Origin of the sequence: Arthrobacter woluwensis, from assembly GCF_900105345.1 — a bacterium.
GTDB classification, from domain to species: domain Bacteria; phylum Actinomycetota; class Actinomycetes; order Actinomycetales; family Micrococcaceae; genus Arthrobacter_E; species Arthrobacter_E woluwensis.
In genome coordinates, this window is sequence record NZ_FNSN01000003.1 from 491,561 (window position 1) to 511,845 (window position 20,285).

Consider the following 20,285-nt stretch of genomic DNA (forward strand, 5'->3'; position numbering starts at 1 on the left):
CCGATAGTGGATGGCTTCGATGAGTTCATTTGGATCTGAAATCCCCCACTCGCCCGGGCGAGCTGGGTGCCTTGGTGGAGGATGTTCTTGGCTGGTTTCAGGGACTGCCCGTCGACCTTCCTGGGGCTGAAATTGATGTGCATGATTTTGGGCAGGGTCTGTTGTCCTTTCTCTGGAAGGTTGTGATCATGCCGGATGCATGTCGGCGGTGGGCGGCCAGATGGTGATGGGAAAGTCAGGGTCCTGCCAGCCTTTTCCCGGGGGTGTGACCAGGTGGGGGTGCCCAAGAACGGAGAGAAAGGGCAGGTCGCTGCGGTGGTCTCCGTAACCGTGCGACGTGGTGAGGTCGATCCCGTGATCCCGAGCATCGGCGAGGAGTGCCGTGCGTTTGGCATCGCCGATCAGGGGTTCGCCGATCTCGCCGGTGAATCGGCCCTGACCGGTCAGGGGAACGGTGGCGATCACCCTGGTCACGTCGAGGGCTGCGGCCAACGGTTCGATGAGCTGCACAAAGGACCCTGAGAGCAGGATCCGGGCGTGGCCCTGCCGGGAGTGCCACTCGTACCTGGCCAGGACATCGCTTCTGAGAAAAAGGTCAGGTTTCTGCAGTCGGCCGGCCCACCAGTTGCCAGCCAGGTCGCAGATCTTCTGGACGTCCCGGCCCTTCCACCACTGGTAGTAGTACCGATTGGTGGATTCCCGGGGTTCCCCTTGAGCGCGCCGGGCGGCGAGCTCTCGAAGAAATGTCTCGGCCTGTTCGGTCTGCCCGGTGGTGTGCGCGTCGTGGCGGAGGAAGGAGAACAGGGTGACGTCGTGGGTGAGGGTTTCGTCGACATCGAAATAGGCGGCCGTCTGGTTCAAACCCGGGCTCCTCCCCCGGCCATGCGCTCGGAGAGGAGTTCCGCCAGGGCAGTGAAATTCTCGGCGGACGCGATTTCATATTCTTCGAGGTCGACATGGTAGCGCTGGCCGAGGAACACGACCAGCTCGACGCAGATGAGCGAGTCGACTTCGATATCGGTGAATGCTGCCGTGGGGGTGGCACGGCCGCCGAGCTCGGAAATGTGCTCATTGATCAGATCGACGAGTTCTTCTGCGGAGAGGGTCTGGGCGGGCATGATCAGTCGTCCTTTGCTGCTGTGATGTGGGCGATGGAGGGAACGTGGAGGCCTTCGGGCCAGGTCAGAGCAACGGCACCCCAGGTATAGCCGCCACCGAAGGCGGTCAGGAGGAGCTTGTCACCGGAGGCGAATCGCTCGTGATGGCGTGCCATGGCCAGGGGGATGGATGCGGCGGAGGTGTTGCCGACTTCGTCGAGATGAGTGATGACCGAGCGGTTGTTCACGCCCAACGCCAGGGCAACCTGGTTGAGGATCCGCTGGTTGGCCTGGTGAGGAACGAGCCAGTCGACCTCCGCGAGATTCCAAGCGGCCTCGACTGCGGTTTGCTGGCTGACCTCGGTCATCTTCTTCACGGCTTCCTTGAAGACGTCGCGGCCGTCCATCCGGAAGTACGGGGAGTCGGTGCCACTGTTCGGGACCCAGATTTTTTGCTCGCCCTGACCGTCTGCACGTAGCCGTGAAGCAACGATCTGACCCCGCTCTTCCGGGGTGCCGGCCTTGAGAACGACGGCACCGGCACCGTCACCGAAGATGGCGTGATTGACTGCGTCTTCGGGGTCCAGCAGAGAGCTGAAGACATCGGCACCGATCACCAGAGCGGTGCGGGCCTGACCAGCAGCAATGGCGGCCGCCCCCTGGGCGAGGGCATAGACGAATCCGCTGCATACGGCGTTGATGTCGAAGGCCGCAGCGTGGGTGTGGCCGAGCTGCCGTGCGACTTTGGGTGCTGTTGCAGGTACCGGGCAGTCGGGCGTGGTGGTGGCGACGATGACGAGGTCGACCTCGAGCCGGCCGGCGGACGCGAGAGCCTGGCGTGCGGCCTCGGTGGCCAGATCGCTGGTGGTGGTTCCCGCATCGACGCGGTGGCGGGTACGGATCCCGGTCCGGGCCTCGATCCAGGATGGTTCCAGTCCGTGATCCTGGTGGATTTCGTGGTTGGTGATCTTGCGGGCAGGCAGGGCGGCGCCGAGGCCGCAGAGCACGGGGATAGAGCGATGAGTGGAGGATTCGGGCATGGGTGCTCGTTCCTTAGGAAGGGAAGGGTCGTGGTCAGGGGATGTGGTGGGCGACGGCGCAGGAGACGGTGAAGTGCTCTCCAAGTGCTCCCGTGATGGTCGCCAGGCGCCAGGTTCCCTGGCGCAGGGTTCGGATCCTGGGGTTCTCCAAGGTGGCGGTCGCCGTGGTGGATGGAGCCGTGGTCGTGCAAGCCACAATGCGGGTAGTGCGCATCCAGAGGGTTTCGGAGTCGGCCCTGGTGAGGCCGTCGAGTTCGTAGAGGAGTACTTGACCCAGTTGGAGGACCGTGACGAAGGCGTCGATGAGGTTGAGCCCCCGGGCTTTGGCCGCGTCCAGGGCGGTGGGAGTAGGTCCCGGGGTGCCGACGCCGACGCTGACCTGGGTGCGGATGACGTCCTGTACCCGGTCGATTGGAGCCAGCTCGGGGACCCGAGACCGGAAGACGTCCCGGTACACGCTGCCGGTGCCGTTGAGGCCGCCCTCGGGCAGTTCCTGGGGTGCGAGGCCGATGGAGACGGTGAATCCTCCGACAACGACTTCACTGCGGGCCATGTCCTCGGTGGTGTCCAGGATGAGGGCCAGAGGCAGGGCCTCGAATCCTGATTCCACCGGTTGGGAGGGTGCCCGCACTTCCAAGAGGGTGACAGTCCAGCTCACAGGCCGGGCGAGCCGGGCCAGGGCGGCTTCGGTGGCCTGCAACGAGAGGCTGAGAACGTCGATGGTTCCCAGGTGCGGGACCGCGGTCCGGGCTCCCTTCTTGGACCAGAGACCGCTGATCTGAATCGACGCCGTTCCCTTGGCCGTGTGCCGGCCATTCTGGCTCTGCCAGGAGTCCAGGTGCTCAATGGTGGGGATGACCTGGGCGTAGCGGGATCCGAAGTATCGATCTGAGGCAGGTCCCAGAATGGAATCCACCGTAGGCGTCGTGGTGTGCATGTGCGTCCTCCCCCTTGAGGGCTGAATTTGTGTCGTGTTCAGCCTTCCGGGGGTGGACTACCCGAGCCAGAGCTTCGTGATACTGGCAGTGATCATGCCTGGCTGATCAGAGGTGCAGCGGCTGCCAGCCTTCCGGGGTGAGCGTGCCGAAGACGATGTCGGCGAAGTGATAGCCGACGCCGATCGTATGGGGCTCGGTCAGGAGCTCGGCGACCAGCTTGCGGGACCGACGAGCTTGGTCCGGGTTCTCGTCCGACCAAGGGCCCATGGTCGTGTCATGGAACTGGACTGGGCTGTGGAAGACGTCCCCGAAGATCAGGGCCCGCTCTCCCCGCGACTCGACCATGTAGGACATGTGTCCGGCGGTATGGCCTGGGGTGTGGATCGCTCGGACGGAATCGCTGATCTGTTCGCCGCCGTGGAGGGCTCCGACGTTGGTCGTGCCGGTGAGGTGGGCCAGCCTGGCCGCGTCGGGGGCGCCGACGAACACCTGCTCGGGATTCAACCGGTCCGGCTGGCCGGCGCCGATCCAGCCGACATGATCCTCGTGGGCGTGCGTGATGGCCAAGGCTTTGATGCGTTCGTCACCGAGCGTTGCGTACTCGGGGTTCAGCCCACCTCTCATGGTTCCCAGAGAGGGGTGCGTCCGGTGGCGAGGCAACTGAAGAGGGCCGAAGCCTGCATCGATCACGACGAGACCATCCGCTTCGTGAATGACCACGCTCCCGACTGACCCGATGAGGTAACCGTCTTCGGAGATTGGAGGCCTGGTGGGGAACGTCGTCGTTCGGTACCATCCTTCAGGCTCCAGCTCCACATACCCGTCAGGGACATAGGAGATCTTCAGGTCCCCCAAGGTGATGTGCCGTGACTGTGCGGGCGAGTACCAGCGTTCTGAGGCGACGGCCATGTCAGCTGAGCCTTTCGATTGCGGCGGCCGATTCGGGGCGGGCGATGTACATGAAAAGCATGAGGTCTCCGGCATCGATGGGTGTCAGAAGAACTGAATCGAAGAAGAGGCGGCCCAAGGCGCTGTGGTCGTAGGAGACCTCAAGGTGGGGGTCCTGAGCCATGCTGTGCCCGTCCCAGAGGTGGGCGAACTCCGGCGACTCCTGCTTGAGTTCGTCGGCCAGCAGCTGGAAAGCGGTGTCGGACGGAAAGGACGCGGCCCGTTGCCGGAACTGAGCGACCATCATGGTGGCCGCAGTTTCCCGGAACGGGTACTTCGCGGCGTACTCCTCGTCCGTGAAGAACTTGACCAGGCAGTTGCTGTCGGGGGTCAGCCCGAAGATATAGTGCCCGAGTTCGTTCACCGCGAGCACGTTCCAGTAGCGGTCCGCGATATACGCCGGGACTTCGCGGACAGCGCCCAGGAGGCGGCTGAGCGTCTCGGTGACCCGGCCATTGGCGCTGTTCAGCTCCGGTAGTGCCTTGCCTGCCAAGGTGTAGAGGTGCTCGAGCTCCTGGCCCTCCAGCTTCAGGGCTTCGGCGATCGCCCCGAGGATCGGAGTCGAAACGGTGATGTCCCGGCCCTGCTCGAGCCAGGTGTACCAGGTGACCCCTACGCTGGCCAGGACCGCGACCTCTTCGCGACGCAGACCCGGGGTTCTGCGTCGCTCAGTGGTGGGCAGTCCGACGTCGGACGGCTTCAGGCTTTCGCGTTTGGCCCGGAGGAAAGAGCCAAGCCAGCGACGGCGTACCGCCGCAGAGTCATGACGACGTTCGGGCAAATTCGTGCTCACTGCAGCCAGCGCCTGCTTTCTGGACTCGTCTCCGATCTGAGTTCTCCGATGAAGGACTCCCAACGGCGTTCCTCAGGATCGTCGACGATTTCGGTGTGGAAGAGGTGGGAGGAACTTTCCATCGCGTGGAAACGGAGATCCTCCCAGCCGAGGGACTCCCATTTCAGTGCCGCGTGCGGCACGACCAGGGGGTCCCGGGTGGCGTAGAGAACTCTAACCCGCACGTCCGGAACGTCGTGGTCGCACGGCAGGTAGCGGTCGACAGCGGCAAGATGGGTGACCAGGCGCTGCCCGCTTCTGCCCTTGATCCCCGGCCCCGGTGCGGCGATACGCGGTCTGGTCACGCCGGGGAGCCACCATGGAGCGGTCGCTGCGAGAACGACGACGTCGATCAATTGGTCGATAGCCGGCCCCAGTTGGCGGCAGATCTCGTAGGCTACGGTTCCGCCCATGCTGTGCCCGTACAGAACGCGCGGGCCTGTGGCCCGGACGGTCGTCCGGGCCACAAGGTCTGAGATGGCGTGGTGCGCGAAGTCCTCGATGGTGGACCCCGTGCCGGCGAACCGAAGGGGCGTGACCGTGGAGTCGCCTGTGCGCAGGGCTGCTCGGAGGTTACGGGGAACGCAGGGCAAGCCTCCCGCGTGGTGCAGGTAGTAGATCTGCATCTGGTCAGAACCCTCGATTCCCGTGACTCCGGTTCAGTTGACGGCGGTCGCTTTACGGTCCTCGTGCGGTGCCTCGACGGCGGCCTGTGCCGAACTGCGGACGGACGCCGCGATCAGGAGGCCGAGGAGAAGCAGGACGACGATCCCCGCCATGCCCGCCGTCGTGAAGTCCAGGGTGAGTGCGCCCACCGTGGTGTGGCCGGCCGCTGTCGCAGCCGCGACGAGAACTGCCAAGCCGACCGCGCCTCCGATCTGCTGCCCCGAGGTCGCGATGCCGGAGCCGACGCCCTGGTCGGCGGCAGGGATCTCGGCCGTGGCTACGGAGTACATCACCGTGAACACGACGCCTTGGGCGAGGCTGAGGACAGCGAAAGGAAGTGCCCCGAGGAGGACGGGCCCTCGGGCCGCCATGACGATTCCCGTCAGAATCGTGCCGACCGCGCCCACACTCCAGGCGAGTGCGAGAATCCGTCGGCTGGACCAGATGTTGCTCAGACGCCCTCCGATCATCGTGCCCAGCAGCACACAGGCCGAGGGGAGCATGAAGATCAGACCGGTGGCCAGAGGGTCCACATGGGCGATCTGCTGAAGGTAGATGGTGATGAAGAACGGAAGCGCCCCGAATGAGGCCATGAACACGAAGGTCGTCGCGGTGCCGGTGCGCAGTCCGGCGTTGCTGAAGAGGGCCAGCGGAACGAGAGGTGAGGCGACTCTTCGTTCGATGACGACGAACAGGACCAGGAGGATGATTCCCGCGAGGAGCGGAAGGAGGGTTCCGGGCGCCGCCCAGCCGATCTCCGGGGCTTGAACCATGCCGTAGACGATGGCCAGGATGCCGGCGGTGGACGTCACCGCGCCGGGGATGTCCAGGCGGGTTTTCGCGGTCGAGGGCTGGTCGGCGGGCAGGAAGAAGAACGCTGCGCCGGCCCCGATGAGGCCGAGCGGGACGTTGACGAAGAATACCGAGCCCCAGCCCAGAGCGCCGGCCAGGACGCCGCCGAGGAGGGAGCCGAGGACCATTCCGGTGCTGCCGGCCGCGGCCCACAGACCCATGGCGCGATTGCGGTGCCGGCCCTCTTCGAAGATCGTGGTGACCAGGGACAGGGTGGCCGGGGCAAGCAGAGCCCCGCCGAGGCCTTGACCGGCCCTGGCGACGATCAGGAGCCATGGTTCAGTGGCGAGACCGCCGGCGAGCGAAGCGATCGCGTACAGAACCATGCCGGTGACGAACATCCTGCGCCGCCCGAAGAGGTCCGCGAAGCGGCCGCCGAGCATGAGGAAGCCGCCGAAGACCACGGCGTAGCCACTCACAACCCACTGGAGGGCGGATTCAGTGAAGGCCAGGCCTTCACTGATCTTGGGCAGTGCGACGAAGACGATGTTGTAGTCGAGTGCGATGACGAGCTGGGCGAAGGCCAGCAGAGCCAGGGTCACTCCGGGATGCCGGAGGCGCGGTGCGCTCATGGGTGATGATCCGTTTCTGTGGGTGGATGAGGGCTGTGCGTGTCGTGAAGGCCGCGTGTGCGGTCGGTGGAGAAGGTCAGTAACGCAGGGCGTAGCTGAGCTGCCGGGTGAACGATTTGGTGCGCTGTGCGTCATGGAACCGGGCGTCGTCCTCCAGGATCTTGGTGGCCGCCGCGACGTTCGTCCGGGCCTGGGCGATCGCCTGTTCGATCGGCACAGCCACCGGCAGGTCGAAGAGGTCGATGATCTTCTCCAGCCGTTCTTCAACGGAACCTCCGACGATGTGGAAGGGCTTGCCCATGGTGGAGACGGTGTCGATCAGCAGATCATCGGAGAGACGGCGGAAGGGCTCGGACACGGGGCGATGACCATCGGCATGCATGTCGAACTCGACGGGCAGATGCACGTAAGCGTCGTACAGACCCCGTGCGCGACGGCGGGTCACTTCGCCGAGCACGTCGGCGTACGACTTGTAGAAGTGCTTGACCGGGAGGCCGGTGATCTTTTTCACCGCCTGAAACCAGGCCGGCGCTCCCGGGTTGATCCCGATCCGCATGCGCGCCTCGAGGTAGACCCACTCGTGGAAGACGCCGCCGTCGGAGATGAAGGGACCCTCTCCGGCCTCGTTGTGAACACGCTCCTCGAATCGCCTCATCATCAGCTTGATCAGCTCCATGCCGTTGAGCTCCATCACGGTCTTGCCGGGGATGAGGTCGATCAGGATCTCCCGTGATGTCATGGCGTGAGTCCGCGGGATGCCCGTTGCGATGGACAGCGCCTCGGTGGTGGTGCTCTTGCCGGTGGAATACGTCCCGGAGATTGCGAGCTTGAGGTCGTTTTTCATCAGTGCTCTTTCTCAGTGGGTGGTTGATTCGATGGCGCCCCGGCACTGTGCCAGGCGCTCATCGAGGGTTCCGGTGACCTCCAGGGTCGGGATGGAGAGGTGCGCCAATTCCGAGATGAGGTAGCGGTCGCTGAGCTCCCGGAATTTGTCGGACACCGGCCGGTTCTCCACCGCGAGCGGAAACTCGATGGGGAGGTGGACGACGAGGTCGTAAAGGTCGGCCATCCGGGTCAGAAGCGCTCGCCGGATCGGCTCGATGGATTCGATCTGCCAGCTGGTGTCTGCGTGAACGTCAGGAGGGGGGTGTGCGCCGTGCATCAGCATGGTGCGCACGAACACCCAGTCGTGCAGGAGAGACCCGTCCGAGACGACATCAGGCTCGTCGAACTCCAAGGCCGCCCGGTCCATCAGGCGCCGGATCAGAAGTTCGATGAGCTCGTCCCGGCTGCATTCGGTCGCCTGCTTGCCGGCCTGCCACAGCGGGGAGCTCATTTCGGGAACATGTTGATAGTGCAGCCCGACATTGGCGACCAATTTCTTGACCAGTGTTGTTTTTCCGGCACCATACGAACCCGTGATGGCAATTCTCATAAGGGTCTCCATAGACAGACGACGAAATGTCTACGAACGACGCTAAATCGGTTCGTGGATCAGACCCAGAGTCGCGTCATCATAGTGCGCTCGGTACCAGACTGAGCGTTCCTGAGAGACGTGGAACCGGACAAGAATCGCGATCTCGTGCCCCACGATCGGCCGATACCGCTCGTGGCAGCACTAGCACTGCACCCCACGTGATGGCCGCGCAGAGGCGAGCACACTGCCGGGACAGAGGTCTGGTGATCCGGGCGGCCAGATCGCGAAAATGGTGAGCGCTAGGTTGATGCCTGACGGGTCTAAGTGGCGAAGAATCGGGCCATGTTCGCAGACTCGGCGCGCAGCGCTCCTTCGGTCACACTCCTTGATGCACTGGAGAATCATTTCGACGATCGACCGAGTGGCAAGGGCCTTGAGAATTTGAGCGCTGCTGACCTCGATGAGGTCAGAGGCATCCTGAACGGGTTTTGGGAGGTTCAGGCGGATCAGGCTGGAGCTGTCGTTTGCGACCTCCCGCTGTGGAACTCGCAGTCAAAAATCCCGCTGGGCTTTCGTTCCGCGCCCCAGAAGATTTGATGTGGTCAGAATCCCCCATGACGCGAAAATCCCCCGGCCGGCGCGCCAGTGCGCGCCCGTCGGGGGATTCGGTCCCGGAGAATCTTCAGGATTCAGCCGGGGAAAGGCTTGATCAGTGGTGCTTCTTCTCGTTGCCTTCTTCACGGCGGCGGTCCTGGGAGCCGAGCTCGGCGCCGTCGGTGCCTTCGAAGAATTCGCCGTCGCGCCGTTCCTGGCGCTGCTCGTCCTGCTCGTTGTGCTCTTCGCGCAGTTCGTCGTTCTTGTCGTGTCCCATGACAGCTCCTTGATCCGCTCGGTATGAGCCATTCGGTGTGGTCGGTCCCAGGCTATACCCGCTGAGCCGTGACGTTCCTGTCGAAAATCGCCGTCCCGCCGAGGTGTTCCGAGGCTCCCTCAGACCGGATTGGCAGGGCCTCCGGCGGCACTCCGGAGAAGTGCAGGGCTCCACGCGCCCAATGTCCAACGGCCACGCCCGCTGAACGGCGCCGTGAAGTTCTATGGTGGCGGTCAATCGGTGCGCGGCCACAGGGGCGGGCACCCGCTCGCCCCTGCGGTCGGCGCTTAGCTCAGGAACTCCCGCGCGGCGGCCACCAGGGCCTTCACGCCGTTGTCCAGCGTCGGGTCGATGACGGGGGCGAAGAACGGCGAGTGGTTGGATGGGATGTCGTCGGGCATCCGTCCGGTCTTCGCGACGATCTCCGCGAGGGACGGTTCGCCGCCGCCGAGGAACCAGTAGACCAGCGGCACGTCCGCGGCCGTGGAGAACTCCCCGACGTCCTCGCTGCCGGAGAGCGGGCCCGGGTTCAGCACCCGCTGCTCGCCCAGCACGCCCCGCAGCACGGTGGCGACCCGCTCGCTCGCGGTGGGGTCGTTGACTGTGACGGGGAAGCGCTCGAAGTACTCGATCGTGGGTTCTTTCGGGCTGGCCGAGGCCTGTGCCTCCGCCTTGGCCACGCGCTCCACGCTCTCCAGGACCTTGGAACGGACCTCTTCGCGGTAGCTGCGCACCGTCAGTCCGAGGGTCGCCTTGTCCGGGATGATGTTGTTCTTGGTCCCGGCGTGGACCTGGCCCACCGTCACGACGGCGGTGTCCAGGGCGCTGATCTCGCGGGACACCACGCCCTGCAGGCGGTTGATGACATTGGCCGCGAGGTACACGGGGTCCACCGTCGCTTCGGGACGCGAACCGTGACCGCCCACGCCGTGCAGCGTGATGCTCAGACTGTCCGCGGCGGCCATGGCCGGGCCGGGCGTGAGGCCGATGAAGCCGGCCGGGATCGGCGCGACGTGCTGCCCCAGCACCACGTCGGGACGCGGGAAGCGGTCCAGGAAACCGTCGCGGAGCATCTCCGCGGCGCCGCCACCGGCTTCCTCGGCGGGCTGGAACACGGTGACGAGCGTGCCCGACCACTCCTCGCGGGAGCCGGCCAGCACTTCGGCCGCCCCGAGCAGGCAGGTCACGTGCACATCGTGGCCGCAGGCGTGCATGACGGGGACGTCATTGCCGTCCGGATCGGTCCCGCGGGCGGTGCTGGCGTAGTCGAGCCCGGTCTGCTCCTCGACGGGCAGGCCGTCCATGTCGGCGCGCAGCAGCACGGTGGGGCCGACGCCGTTGGCCAGGACGCCGACGACGCCGGTCCGGCCCACGCCCTCCGTCACCTCGAAGCCGAGCTCACGCAAGTGCCCGGCGACGATGCCGGCGGTGCGGGTCTCCTGGAAGGAGAGTTCCGGGTTGCTGTGAAGGTCCTTGTATATGGCGGTGAGATCCAGAGTCATGTCCCCAGGCTAGTTGCGTTGAGCAACCACAGGAAGCGCCGCGCCGGACACGCGGCCACCTCGCCCGCCGGTTCCCCCGGTCTACGGGAGTAGTGCGGGCGAGGCCGGCGGGCGCCTGGTCAGCCGACGACGACGCGCTGGGCGCCGAGGCCCGGGGCCTCGATCTCGACCACGTCACCGTGCTTGAGGTATTCGAACCGGCCGGACATGGCGACACCTTCCGGGGTGCCCGTGATGATGACGTCGCCCGGCTCCAGGGCCATGAACTGACTGACGTGATGCACCAGGAACGCGGCGCGGAAGACCATGTCCGCCGTCGTCGAGCGCTGGCACTCGACGCCGTTCACGCGCGTTGCGAGGGGGAGCGAGGAGACGTCGAACGGCATGCCGTCCGCCCCGACGGCAGGGACCAGCCACGGGCCGAGCGGGGTGGAGCCGGGCAGCGACTTGCCCTTCGTCCACTGACCGCCCGCGCCGCCCAGCTGGAGGGAGCGCTCGGAGAGGTCGTTGGCGAGGACGTAACCGGCGATGGCGGCCTGCGCCTCGTGCTCGTCGGCCAGGAGGTGCGCGTGCCGGCCGATCACCAGGCCGAGCTCCACCTCCCAGTCGAGCTGCTCGCTGCCGGGCAGGCCCGGGAACTCGTCGTAGGGTCCGGCGACGGTGTTGGCGGGCTTGAGGAACACGACCGGCGACGCCGGCGGCTCCAGGCCGGACTCGGCGGCGTGGGCAGCGTAGTTCAGGCCGATGCCCACCACGGTTCCGGGGCGGGCCACCGGGGCGCCGATCCGGGCGGACGGCGCGACGGCGGGCAGCCGCCCGGCGTCGAGGGCCAGCTGGGTCTCGGCCACGAAGTCGCGGGAGAGGAAGGCGGAGTCGATGTCCTGCGTCAGGGGCAGGAGGCTGAAATGCCGGGTGCGGCCGTTGGCGTCATCGACAACCACCACGGGCTCCTCGGCCCCGAGGGAGCCGAAACGGGCGAACTTGAGGGTCATGCCACCAGTGTCCGGGCAGGCCGGGGTGAGGGGGAAATGTGACTGCGACGCGCGTCACGGGGAACGGTGGCAGGGCTGGGCCGCCCGGGCCGACTCAGCGTGGGGCGCTCGTGGAGGCCCGCACGATCAGCCGCGGCTCGATCGAATCGACCGTGAGCGTGGCCGGATCCGAGATGTGGCGCAGCAGATGATCGACCGCCACCCTCGCCATCTCCTCGAACGGCTGAGCGACCGTGGTGAGGGGTGGCGAACAGTATTCCGCCAGCGGAATATTGTCCACGCTCACCACGGAGATGTCCTCCGGGACGCGTCGGCCGAGCTCGTGCAGCGCCCTGATCACACCGAAGGCCATCTCATCGCTCGAGACGAAGACGGCCGTCACTTCGGGCCGGCGCCCCAGCTCCAGACCGAGCCGATGGCCCGACCCGGGCGACCAGTCTCCCACCAGCTCCTCGGGCGGGACGATACCCGCGGACACCAGCGTCTGCCGCCAGCCGGCACTCCGGCTCGCGGCGTCATGCCACTCCGGCGGGCCCGAGACGTGCCACACCGAGCGGTGCCCCAGCTCCAGCAGATGCCGGGTGGCCAGCTGGGCTGCCTGAGTCTGGTCGACGGCCACGACTTCGGTGGCGGAGGTCCGGGAGCCGTCGATCGAGACGGTCGGGATCGCCTGCGTCAGCTCTTCGATGCCGCGCGTGGCATGTATCAGCGGGAGGGCGAGGATGATGCCCTCGACGCCCTGATCGGCGAGCACCGACATGGCCTCCTCGATGGCCGCCGGATCGAGGGAGGGGCTCGTGGCGGCGCTGAGCGAATAGCCCGCCTCCCGCGCTGCGGCTTCGACGCCCGAGATGATCGCCGTCCGCGAGTAGTAGCCCGTCTGGAGCTGAACGATCCCGAACGCCCGGCTGCGGCCCGAGGACAGGGCGCGCGCGGCGTTGTTGCGGCGGTAGCCGAGCTGCTCGACGGCGGCCAGCACCTTGTCCCGCGTGCTGTCCTGCACATTCGTCTGCCCGCGGAGCACCCGCGAGACCGTCTGGGCCGAGACGCCGGCGAGTGCCGCGACGTCGACCATCCCCGGCGCCCTGCGGGGCTTCTTCAGAGGCTCGATCACCCCGTGATCCTAACGCGGGACGGCCCGGGACGGACGGTCGTGTCCGGCCCGGGCCGTGTGTCAGTGCTGGGGCGTCACCTCGTGGGCATCGGCCCGGAGGCTCAGCCGAGCGTCCAGCGCTGGTTGCCGTTGCCCGTGCAGGTCCAGAGCTGGATCCCCGCCCCATTGGCCGTGGAGCCGTTGGTGACGTCGAGGCACAGCGTCGGGGACAGGGCCGAGCGGATGGTGCCGTCCGCGTTGACCGTCCACTGCTGGTTGGCGCCGCCGTTGCAGTCCCAGATCTCCACCGCTGCGCCCGCGCTGGCCTGGGAGTTCGGCACGTCCAGGCACTTGGCGCCGTACACCTTCACGGTGCCGTCCGCCGCGGTGGTCCACTGCTGGTTGGCCCCGCTGTTGCAATCCCAGAGGTCCGGGAGCGTGCCGTTCGCGGTGGCCGAGTTCGGGACGTCCAGGCAGCGGCCGGAGGCCGCGCCCCGCACCTGGCCCGTGGTCGGGACCTGGGCGAGCGTGATGGTCTGGGCTGCCGGGGTGCTCGTGTCGCCGGCGCTGCCACTGTTGGTCCAGGTCCTGACGGGCGCGGTCTTGCCGGAACCCGTGAGGCTCAGGACGAGGCCGCTGTAGCGGTTGACCAGGCTGTACGTGCCCGTGCTCACGGCCGCGCCGGAGCTGCTCGGCGTGCTCACCTTGGAGATCACGAACCACTGCTGGCCCTGGGTCGCCCCGCCGGAGGGCAGCGAGGCGAGGCTCACGGCCGTGCCCCAGGCGCGGTTGGCGGTGGAGCCGGAGTTCACGCCGAGCGCCAGGCCGGAGGAGGTGTTGGTGATCGTGTAGGCGCCGTCGCCGGTGGGCGTGAACTTCCAGGCGGCCGTGCTGCCCGCGGTGGAGGTCGCCACCGTGGAGAGGGTGGAGGTGCCGCTCTGGTTGAGTGACTGACCGGCCGCCGACTGGATGCGGTAGGACTTCGTGGAGTCGATGGTCCGGGCGGGGTTCGCGGCGTCGATGGTGACGTTGACGTACTCAGAACTGGAGGCCTTCGTCGATCCGGACGGGATGGAGCAGGCGAAGTAGCAGTAGGACCGGAAGGTCTTGCCGACGATCGCGGTGCTCGTGGCGTTGGTCCCGTCCAGGAGCCAGCGGTACCAGGACTGCTGGGTGTAGTTGGGCGCAGTCCCCAGGTCCACCCACTTCTGAGTGGCGAGGTCCGTGGTGCCGTAGAAGTGCAGCGGCCGGTTGACGCCGTCGCCCAGATCGGTCTGCGGGGTGCCGATGTACATGCCGAGGTAGGCGTTGTAGGAGACGTTCAGGATGAACAGGTCGGAGCCGTTCGCGGGGAGCTGGCCGGCCTGCGCCTGGGCGGCGACACTGCCGGTGTTGGACGGCTTGTACTCGAGGTTCGAGGGCAGATAACCGGTGCTGCTCTGCGAGGTGGAGACGATGGTGCTCTCCGCTCCGCCGACGCCGGGGGTGGACCAGCTGCCGTTGTAGTACTTCTGCCAGGACGACGGCGCCATCTTCTGGCTGATCGGTGCGCGCGCCACGTGCTCGGCGAACCCTGGCGCCGCCCAGCCGCCGTTCTTGTTGATCACGCGGGAGCCGTAGAAGACGTAGAAGTAGCCCGAAGCGGTGTCCACGACGAGGCGGGGGTCGCCGTCGCCGTAGTAGTAGGTCTGATTCGGGAACGCCGTCGTGTCGTTCCGGGTGGTGCTGTAGGGGGAGGTGATCACGTGGCCGGTGATGGTCCACGTCTTGCCCTGGTCGCTCGATTTCGCGTAGTCGATCGCGTCGTAGTGGACGCCGTCGCCGAACGGTTTCGGCGTGAACTCGTTGTGGACCAGGCCGTACCAGTCGCCCGTGTCGGGGTCGACCCAGACGCCCGTGAGGTCGCAGTAATTCTTCTGGGAATATGACGAGGTGTCCGGGGCGAACGTGGCGGAGGTTCCCGTGGGGCTGTTGTTGCAGCGCCAGGTGGTGTTGCCGTTCGAATCCGAGGAGTTCGACGGGTTGGTGTAGTTGCTCAGCGACGAGTTGAAGGTTGCCGTGTCGAGCGTGGTGCCGGTGTAGAAGTCCCAGCGCCGCGCCTCGGTGGCCCCGTACAGCGCCGCCGATTGCTGGAAGTAGAACGACCCGTCCTTGTCGATGTAGGGCCAGGCGGGAGTGTCCGTCGCGTGGCCGACCTGGACGACGGACCCCGTCGACACGGTGTAGTCCGAGGTGGTCGCGGCCGAGGCCGGGGCGGAAGCGGCGGCGGTGAGGGTGCCTCCGAGGAGACACGCCACCGCCGCGGCGGCGCCGATACTGGCTGTTTTCATGAACGATTCCTCTGCGTTGAGCTGGTCGATGTGCCGCCACAAACCTGAGGACGCCCCCGGAGCCCGGCGCGGAGTCCAGGCGGTCCACCGAGGATCGCGAGGGCTCTTTCGTCGCGCCGACCTCTCATCCATCGTTGAGAACGTGCGTGGCATCGATAACATTACGACACGAATCCCCGTCCGGGAATAGCCTTTCGGCGACGGTTTCCCGGACGGGGACGGTGTGGAGGCGGCGCGGCTGGTCAGGGATGACGAGCGACGGACTCCAGCAGCCTGCGGCGTTCCGTGGGATCCTGGGCGGCGCGGGCGGCCGCGGCGGCGAGCCCGTACGCGGCGTCCACGACAGCCAGATCCGCCGACGACCCGGCCCCGGCCAGGGCGAATTCCGCCGTGTGATGAGCGGCCCCGCCGACGTCGTAACCGACCATCGGGTGGATGCTCGGCACGCGGTGGGAGACGTTGCCCATGTCGGTCGAGGCGATCGCATCGCCGCGCAGGGGCACGCTCCGGCCGCGCCGCTCCATGGTCTCCGCATAGGCGCCGGCGAGGAAGCCGTCCTGCCGCAGATCGGCGAAGACGTTCCCCGACCGCTCGATGTCCAGCGTGCACCCCGTGGCGTGGGCGCCCGCCTCGAAGCACCGCCGCACGGCCGCCCACGCGGCGTCGAGCTGGTCGCGCCGTGGCGCCCGGACCTCGAGCCGTGCCGAGGCGCGGTCCGGGATCACATTGGGCGCCGACCCGCCGTCGGTCACCACCTGGGAGACGACGACGTCGCGCGGCAGCTGCTGCCTCAGGAGCCCCACCGCGGTCTGGGCGACGACCAGGGCTGACAGGGCGTTCACGCCGTCCTCCGGCGCGGTGGCGGCATGGGCGGCCCGGCCGTGGAACGTCAGGTCCCAGCAACCGAGGGCGAGGGAGGAGTTGCCCACGGCGTCCTCCCCGCTCGCATGGACCATGAAGGCCATCGCGGCACCGTCGAACATCCCTTCCTCCAGGAGGTCGACCTTGCCGCCATGGGACTCTTCGGCGGGGGTCCCGAGCACCCGGACCGTGAGGCCCAGCGGCCCCGCGGCGGAGGCCAGGGCCAGGGCGGCTCCCAGCGTCGCGGCGGCATTCACATTGTGGCCGCAGGCGTGGCCGATCCCCGGCAGGGCGTCGTACTCGATGCAGAACACGGCCACCAGCTCACCCTCCCCGGCCTCCGCCCGCAGCGCGGTGGGCGCGGCCGGCTGGGGGACGTCGAACCGGAATCCGGCCTCCGCCAGCATCGCCCGCACCCGCTTCGCCGCCCGGTGCTCCTCCCCGCTGAGCTCGGGATCGGCGTGCAGGGCGTGGCTCAGGTCCAGCATCCGGGGCCGCCAGCGATCCACCGCTTCGGCGATCAGGGTTTCCACCCGGACGTCCGTCGCGCCGGTCACGCCCGTGCTCCTTCCGGCAGGGTGGCGGTCCGCCGCGGGTATCCGAGAGACACCACGCCCGCGAGGACGGCGCCCAGGCCGAGGACCGCCCACAGGGTGGCGAAGCCGCTGAGCGGGATCCTCCCGTCCACCGCGGACGCCGCGGAGATCAGCCGGACCACTGCGGCACCGATCGAGATGCCGACGGAGAGGGCCAGTTCATTGAGCCCTGCGGCCGTGGACGTCTCCTCCACCGGGACGCCTTCCACGCTGAGGGTGCGGGTGGCGGACTGGTACATGCCGAGACCCAGGTAGAAGACCCCGAATCCGGCCACGTACCCGGCTGCCGATCCGTGGAGCAGGCCCATCAGCAGGAATCCCAGAGCCAGCACGGACGCGGCGCACACCAGGCCTCCGCGCTCGCCGATCCGGGCCATGAGCGGCGGCACGGCGAGGGAGGACAGGAATCCGAGGGCCGATGCGGCCGCCAGCACCACGGCGATGTCCAGCGGGCCCATGCCGAAGCCGAACCCCGCCTTGGCGGCGTCCGCGTGCAGGAACAGGCCGTTGCTGCCGAAGTAGCTGATCGAGGAGAAGCCGAAGAGGAACGTCGCCACGGTGACCGTCCGGACGCGGGGGACCGCGAGCAGGTGGAGGTCGATGAAGCGGCGGGGCGCCGCCGTCGTCGTGCTCTTGCGCAGGTCGAGTTTCACCCAGAGAGCCAGGAGGGCGACGCCGAGGAGGCCGCTGACCAGAGCCGGAGCGGAGAGCCAGCCCCAGTCGGGGCCCATGGACAGGGCGGTCACGAGGCCGATGAGGCCCAGGCTGCACAGTGCGAGCGGGAGGAGCGCGAGGGGTTCCCGCGTGGCGGGCAGGCCCTCCGGCAGGAAGAAGGACGCGACGAGCGCGAGGGCGGCGAAGGGGACGGCCACCCAGAACCCGAGGGTCGGGCGTTCGGCGCCCACGATGCCCGCCAGCAGCCCGCCGACGCCCACCGTGATCATCAGGGTCCCGATCATGGCGCCGACCCCGCTGCGGGTGCTCTCCGGCCGGGTGGCGCGAAGGATCCCCATCATGAGCGGGATGAAGCCGACCACGCAGGTCAGCAGCACGACGCCCACCGAGATGGTGAGCAGGCTGGGGGCGACCGCCATCAGGACCGCGCCGGCGGCCACCGTGACGGTGGACAGCCGCAGGATCCGGCGGCATCCCCAGCTGTCCCCGAGGCGCGAGATGATCGGCGTGAGGACGGCGAAAGCGACGTTCGAAATGAGGAAGAGCCCGTTGATCGTGGGGTCGTCCAGGTGCAGCTCGGGGCCGAGGGCGGGGAGGATCGGATTGAGGTAACCCTGGGTGATCCCGGACAGGGCCTCGACGAGCGCCATGGCGACGATCAGGCCGAGGGCGCTGGTGCGGGTGGAAGGCGGGGCGGGGGTGCTGGTTTTCATGGCGGCAACTCTCGGGACGGCGCCGTGCGGCGCCCGTGATGGACATCACTAAGCTAGGAGAATCCGCCCCTGCTGCGGCGAAATTGCTTGAATCCTCCAGAGATGGCGTTCACATGACCGAAAATGCCGAAATATCCGAAGTCGATCTCGCGCTCGCGGGCGCCTTGGAGATCAACCCGCGTGCGGAGTGGTCCGTCCTCGGAACCACGCTCGGCCTGGCACCCACCACCGTCTCCCGCCGCTGGGCCGCGCTGAGCGCTCGCGGCGACGCCTGGGTGACGCTCGCCCCCGGACCGCGCTATCTGGATGCGGGTTCCTCGGCCTTCCTCTTCCTCTCCACCGCCCCGAAACGACAGGAGGCGGTGCTCGACGCACTCTGCTCGAGCCCTACGTTCGGCACGGTCTCGCGGATGACGGGCGAGTTCGACGTCATGGCGGACTGCTTCGCCCCGGGCTATGACGAGCTCATGGACGCGGTCTCCGGCGTCCTGTCGGGGCTCCCCGGGGTGACCCGTTGGGAGGTGGTCCTGGCGACCCGTCTCCACCGGGAGGGCACGCAGTGGCGGCTCGGCACCTTGGACCCGGGCCAGGAGCGGGCCCTGGGCGGCGGCGCTCCGAACCGCAGACCGGCCAGACTCGGCGCGGTGGACGCGGCTCTCGTGGCTGCGCTGAGCGAGGACGGCCGGGCGGGCTGGGAGCGACTGGCCGCCCGGGTGGGGGTCTCCCCACAGACCGCGCGACGGCGGACCGAACAGCTCCTCGCCGGTGGTCACGTGACGCTGCGGTGCGATTTCTCCACGGCCTTCCGCCCGCGCCACCGGGAGGTGACGATCGTGCTGAGCGTGCCCGCGGCGCACCTCGAGCAGGCGGGCCGGTTCTTCGCCGACCAGCCCAGCTGCCGGGTGAGCGCGCAGGTCCTCGGACGCGGCAACCTCCTCGCCACGTTCTGGGTGCGCGACCTCCTGGAAGTCCACGCCCTCGAATTGCGGGTGCTCCAGCAGATCCCGAGCGCGGTCGTGATCGGGCGGCAGGCCGTGGTGCGGACCGACAAGAGGTCCGGGCACCGGCTGGACCGGGCGGGGCGTTCGGTGGGCGTGGTGCCGCTGCCGCTGGGTGGGTGAGGGGGTGGGTTGGGCGTCTCAGTTCCCCCGCAGCCGGTCCATCTCGCGGCGGTCCTTCTTGGTGGGTCGCCCGGTGCCCCGGTCCCGGACCGGGATGCCGAGCTGCGGGGCCAGCGGCCGCGGTGGGGTGCGGTCCGTGAACGCGTGCGACGCCGCCTCCGCCCCGACGCGCTTGGCGATCAGTCGGCGCACCTCGAGGATGCGCTCGTAGCCGGGCATGCGGATGCGGACCTCATCGCCGGGGATCACGATCTGGGACGCCTTGACCGGGTTCCCGTTCAGCCGGACGTGGCCCGCCCGGCAGGCCGCCGTGGCCGCGGAGCGGGTCTTGTAGGCGCGCACGGCCCAGAGCCACGCATCCACCCGGACGGCGTTGGGCGCGGACTTGGAGAGGGACGAAGTCCCGGAAGGGGCAGCCATGGGTATTGATTATGCGCCTTAAGCGCCCTTGGCGTGCTGTTCCTCCGGATCCTGGGACGGTCGGAGGATGCCGGGAACAGTGTTCCGGGCGGAGTCGGTCGGCCGCGGGGCGCTCCGTCCGGAGCTCTTTGGCGCGGCCTTCTTCGCGGGACGGGGGCCGCCTGCGGGCGTGACGACCGGAGTGACCGCGAGGGCGGGCTCGGGGCGGGTTTCCTGGGCCTGCTCCGGGTCCGCTTCGGCGCGGAGCCCCGCCCGTTCGGCAGGGGGCGTCTCCGGTTCGCTCAGCTTCACCGTCACGGACGGCGCGGCCTTCTCGGTGGACGCCGCGTCCCCCGCGGGTTCGGGGGCGGGGCCGGCGGGCTTGCGCCAGGACGGGATGAGTCCGGACTTGCCGTTCGCCGTGGTCGTTCCGGAAGCCGCCGCGGCGGTGCTGGACGACGGGGCCGGAACCCGCTCGGAGCTGTCGCGCGCGGCAGAGGAGGTGACAGCCGCGGGCGCGGGGGCGTCGGCGTCGTGCGAGGTCTGGTGGCCCGAGGTCTGGCGTGCGGCGACCACGCGGCCGCCCAGCGTGCGCCCCGCGCCGATCAGCCGGGTCGCGCCCAGATAGACCAGGCGGCCGAGCCCCGTGAAGACCAGCGCCATGCAGCCGGCGAAGAGCACCAGGGCCGCCAGGAAGGCAGCGATCATCAGCGTCCCCACGAAGGTGAGGTTCAAGATCATGGTCGTATCAGATGTCATTCGCCGTCATC

The 20,285-nt window shown here is 68.0% G+C and carries 21 protein-coding genes; 2 read left to right on the forward strand and 19 right to left on the reverse strand.

The window, feature by feature from the left end; genetic code table 11:
* Positions 1 to 186: 186 nt before the first annotated feature.
* From BLV63_RS02860 to BLV63_RS02905, 10 genes are all read right to left on the reverse strand, one after another.
* The gene (locus tag BLV63_RS02860) at positions 187 to 861 is read right to left on the reverse strand and encodes an HAD family hydrolase (RefSeq protein ID WP_066213803.1); all 675 of its coding nucleotides are present in this window, start codon (positions 859 to 861) and stop codon (positions 187 to 189) included.
* Positions 858 to 1,118, reverse strand: a complete 261-nt coding sequence (locus BLV63_RS02865) for an acyl carrier protein (RefSeq protein WP_066213806.1) — start codon at positions 1,116 to 1,118, stop codon at positions 858 to 860. Before BLV63_RS02865 ends, BLV63_RS02860 begins: the two co-directional genes overlap by 4 nt.
* Positions 1,119 to 1,120: 2 nt before the next feature.
* The gene (locus BLV63_RS02870) at positions 1,121 to 2,137 is read right to left on the reverse strand and encodes a beta-ketoacyl-ACP synthase 3 (RefSeq protein ID WP_066213809.1); all 1,017 of its coding nucleotides are present in this window, start codon (positions 2,135 to 2,137) and stop codon (positions 1,121 to 1,123) included.
* A gap of 34 nt (positions 2,138 to 2,171) precedes the next feature.
* Positions 2,172 to 3,074, reverse strand: coding sequence for an AvrD family protein (locus BLV63_RS02875; RefSeq protein ID WP_066213813.1), 903 nt, complete (start codon positions 3,072 to 3,074; stop codon positions 2,172 to 2,174).
* A gap of 106 nt (positions 3,075 to 3,180) precedes the next feature.
* Entirely contained in the window at positions 3,181 to 3,984 is an 804-nt protein-coding gene (locus BLV63_RS02880; RefSeq protein WP_066213820.1) for an MBL fold metallo-hydrolase, read from the reverse strand.
* A gap of 1 nt (position 3,985) precedes the next feature.
* Positions 3,986 to 4,816, reverse strand: coding sequence for a helix-turn-helix transcriptional regulator (locus BLV63_RS02885; protein WP_074783957.1), 831 nt, complete (start codon positions 4,814 to 4,816; stop codon positions 3,986 to 3,988).
* Entirely contained in the window at positions 4,813 to 5,481 is a 669-nt protein-coding gene (locus BLV63_RS02890; protein WP_066213829.1) for an alpha/beta fold hydrolase, read from the reverse strand. The genes BLV63_RS02885 and BLV63_RS02890 overlap by 4 nt, the downstream gene beginning before the upstream one ends.
* A gap of 33 nt (positions 5,482 to 5,514) precedes the next feature.
* Positions 5,515 to 6,945, reverse strand: coding sequence for an MFS transporter (locus BLV63_RS02895; protein WP_066213832.1), 1,431 nt, complete (start codon positions 6,943 to 6,945; stop codon positions 5,515 to 5,517).
* A gap of 76 nt (positions 6,946 to 7,021) precedes the next feature.
* Positions 7,022 to 7,789 carry an ATP/GTP-binding protein gene (locus BLV63_RS02900; protein WP_066213836.1) on the reverse strand — a complete coding sequence of 256 codons (768 nt, stop codon included), beginning with the start codon at positions 7,787 to 7,789 and terminating at the stop codon, positions 7,022 to 7,024.
* 12 nt (positions 7,790 to 7,801) lie between these two features.
* Entirely contained in the window at positions 7,802 to 8,380 is a 579-nt protein-coding gene (locus BLV63_RS02905) for an AAA family ATPase (protein WP_074783959.1), read from the reverse strand.
* 324 nt (positions 8,381 to 8,704) lie between these two features.
* Here BLV63_RS02905 and BLV63_RS02910 point away from each other — a divergent pair, with 324 nt between their 5' ends.
* Positions 8,705 to 8,959 (forward strand): hypothetical protein, encoded by a 255-nt coding sequence (locus BLV63_RS02910; protein WP_066213842.1) that lies wholly within the window; start codon positions 8,705 to 8,707, stop codon positions 8,957 to 8,959.
* A gap of 112 nt (positions 8,960 to 9,071) precedes the next feature.
* Here the strand turns inward: BLV63_RS02910 and BLV63_RS18595 are convergent, their stop codons facing one another.
* The 7 genes from BLV63_RS18595 to BLV63_RS02940 form a co-directional block, all read right to left on the reverse strand.
* The gene (locus tag BLV63_RS18595) at positions 9,072 to 9,233 is read right to left on the reverse strand and encodes a hypothetical protein (protein WP_157412731.1); all 162 of its coding nucleotides are present in this window, start codon (positions 9,231 to 9,233) and stop codon (positions 9,072 to 9,074) included.
* Positions 9,234 to 9,520: 287 nt separating this feature from the next.
* A complete protein-coding gene (locus BLV63_RS02915) occupies positions 9,521 to 10,735 on the reverse strand; it encodes an amidohydrolase (protein ID WP_066213845.1) in 1,215 nt (404 codons plus the stop codon).
* Positions 10,736 to 10,854: 119 nt separating this feature from the next.
* Entirely contained in the window at positions 10,855 to 11,727 is an 873-nt protein-coding gene (locus tag BLV63_RS02920; protein WP_066213848.1) for a fumarylacetoacetate hydrolase family protein, read from the reverse strand.
* 94 nt (positions 11,728 to 11,821) lie between these two features.
* Positions 11,822 to 12,841, reverse strand: coding sequence for a LacI family DNA-binding transcriptional regulator (locus BLV63_RS02925; protein WP_066213851.1), 1,020 nt, complete (start codon positions 12,839 to 12,841; stop codon positions 11,822 to 11,824).
* Positions 12,842 to 12,942: 101 nt separating this feature from the next.
* The gene (locus tag BLV63_RS18890; protein ID WP_066214168.1) at positions 12,943 to 15,150 is read right to left on the reverse strand and encodes an RICIN domain-containing protein; all 2,208 of its coding nucleotides are present in this window, start codon (positions 15,148 to 15,150) and stop codon (positions 12,943 to 12,945) included.
* Positions 15,151 to 15,392: 242 nt separating this feature from the next.
* A complete protein-coding gene (locus tag BLV63_RS02935) occupies positions 15,393 to 16,568 on the reverse strand; it encodes an amidohydrolase (protein WP_066213853.1) in 1,176 nt (391 codons plus the stop codon).
* Entirely contained in the window at positions 16,565 to 17,995 is a 1,431-nt protein-coding gene (locus BLV63_RS02940; RefSeq protein ID WP_066213857.1) for an MFS transporter, read from the reverse strand. Before BLV63_RS02940 ends, BLV63_RS02935 begins: the two co-directional genes overlap by 4 nt.
* A 113-nt stretch (positions 17,996 to 18,108) precedes the next feature.
* Here BLV63_RS02940 and BLV63_RS02945 point away from each other — a divergent pair, with 113 nt between their 5' ends.
* The gene (locus BLV63_RS02945) at positions 18,109 to 19,116 is read left to right on the forward strand and encodes an Lrp/AsnC family transcriptional regulator (RefSeq protein WP_066213860.1); all 1,008 of its coding nucleotides are present in this window, start codon (positions 18,109 to 18,111) and stop codon (positions 19,114 to 19,116) included.
* A gap of 18 nt (positions 19,117 to 19,134) precedes the next feature.
* Here BLV63_RS02945 and BLV63_RS02950 read toward each other — a convergent pair whose 3' ends face one another.
* The gene (locus BLV63_RS02950; protein WP_066213863.1) at positions 19,135 to 19,536 is read right to left on the reverse strand and encodes an RNA-binding S4 domain-containing protein; all 402 of its coding nucleotides are present in this window, start codon (positions 19,534 to 19,536) and stop codon (positions 19,135 to 19,137) included.
* Between the two features lie 18 nt (positions 19,537 to 19,554).
* Positions 19,555 to 20,256 carry a hypothetical protein gene (locus BLV63_RS02955; RefSeq protein WP_066213866.1) on the reverse strand — a complete coding sequence of 234 codons (702 nt, stop codon included), beginning with the start codon at positions 20,254 to 20,256 and terminating at the stop codon, positions 19,555 to 19,557.
* Positions 20,257 to 20,285 lie beyond the last annotated feature (29 nt).

Bases quoted from the DNA above. Each gene is read 5' to 3' on its own strand.
- BLV63_RS02865 (WP_066213806.1), bottom strand. From the start codon at position 1,118: ATGCCCGCCCAGACCCTCTCCGCAGAAGAACTCGTCGATCTGATCAAT.
- BLV63_RS02870 (WP_066213809.1), bottom strand. From the start codon at position 2,137: ATGCCCGAATCCTCCACTCATCGCTCTATCCCCGTGCTCTGCGGCCTC.
- BLV63_RS02875 (WP_066213813.1), bottom strand. From the start codon at position 3,074: ATGCACACCACGACGCCTACGGTGGATTCCATTCTGGGACCTGCCTCA.
- BLV63_RS02880 (WP_066213820.1), bottom strand. From the start codon at position 3,984: ATGGCCGTCGCCTCAGAACGCTGGTACTCGCCCGCACAGTCACGGCAC.
- BLV63_RS02890 (WP_066213829.1), bottom strand. From the start codon at position 5,481: ATGCAGATCTACTACCTGCACCACGCGGGAGGCTTGCCCTGCGTTCCC.
- BLV63_RS02895 (WP_066213832.1), bottom strand. From the start codon at position 6,945: ATGAGCGCACCGCGCCTCCGGCATCCCGGAGTGACCCTGGCTCTGCTG.
- BLV63_RS02900 (WP_066213836.1), bottom strand. From the start codon at position 7,789: ATGAAAAACGACCTCAAGCTCGCAATCTCCGGGACGTATTCCACCGGC.
- BLV63_RS02905 (WP_074783959.1), bottom strand. From the start codon at position 8,380: ATGAGAATTGCCATCACGGGTTCGTATGGTGCCGGAAAAACAACACTG.
- BLV63_RS02910 (WP_066213842.1), top strand. From the start codon at position 8,705: ATGTTCGCAGACTCGGCGCGCAGCGCTCCTTCGGTCACACTCCTTGAT.
- BLV63_RS18595 (WP_157412731.1), bottom strand. From the start codon at position 9,233: ATGGGACACGACAAGAACGACGAACTGCGCGAAGAGCACAACGAGCAG.
- BLV63_RS02915 (WP_066213845.1), bottom strand. From the start codon at position 10,735: ATGACTCTGGATCTCACCGCCATATACAAGGACCTTCACAGCAACCCG.
- BLV63_RS02920 (WP_066213848.1), bottom strand. From the start codon at position 11,727: ATGACCCTCAAGTTCGCCCGTTTCGGCTCCCTCGGGGCCGAGGAGCCC.
- BLV63_RS18890 (WP_066214168.1), bottom strand. From the start codon at position 15,150: ATGAAAACAGCCAGTATCGGCGCCGCCGCGGCGGTGGCGTGTCTCCTC.
- BLV63_RS02940 (WP_066213857.1), bottom strand. From the start codon at position 17,995: ATGAAAACCAGCACCCCCGCCCCGCCTTCCACCCGCACCAGCGCCCTC.
- BLV63_RS02945 (WP_066213860.1), top strand. From the start codon at position 18,109: ATGACCGAAAATGCCGAAATATCCGAAGTCGATCTCGCGCTCGCGGGC.
- BLV63_RS02950 (WP_066213863.1), bottom strand. From the start codon at position 19,536: ATGGCTGCCCCTTCCGGGACTTCGTCCCTCTCCAAGTCCGCGCCCAAC.
- BLV63_RS02955 (WP_066213866.1), bottom strand. From the start codon at position 20,256: ATGATCTTGAACCTCACCTTCGTGGGGACGCTGATGATCGCTGCCTTC.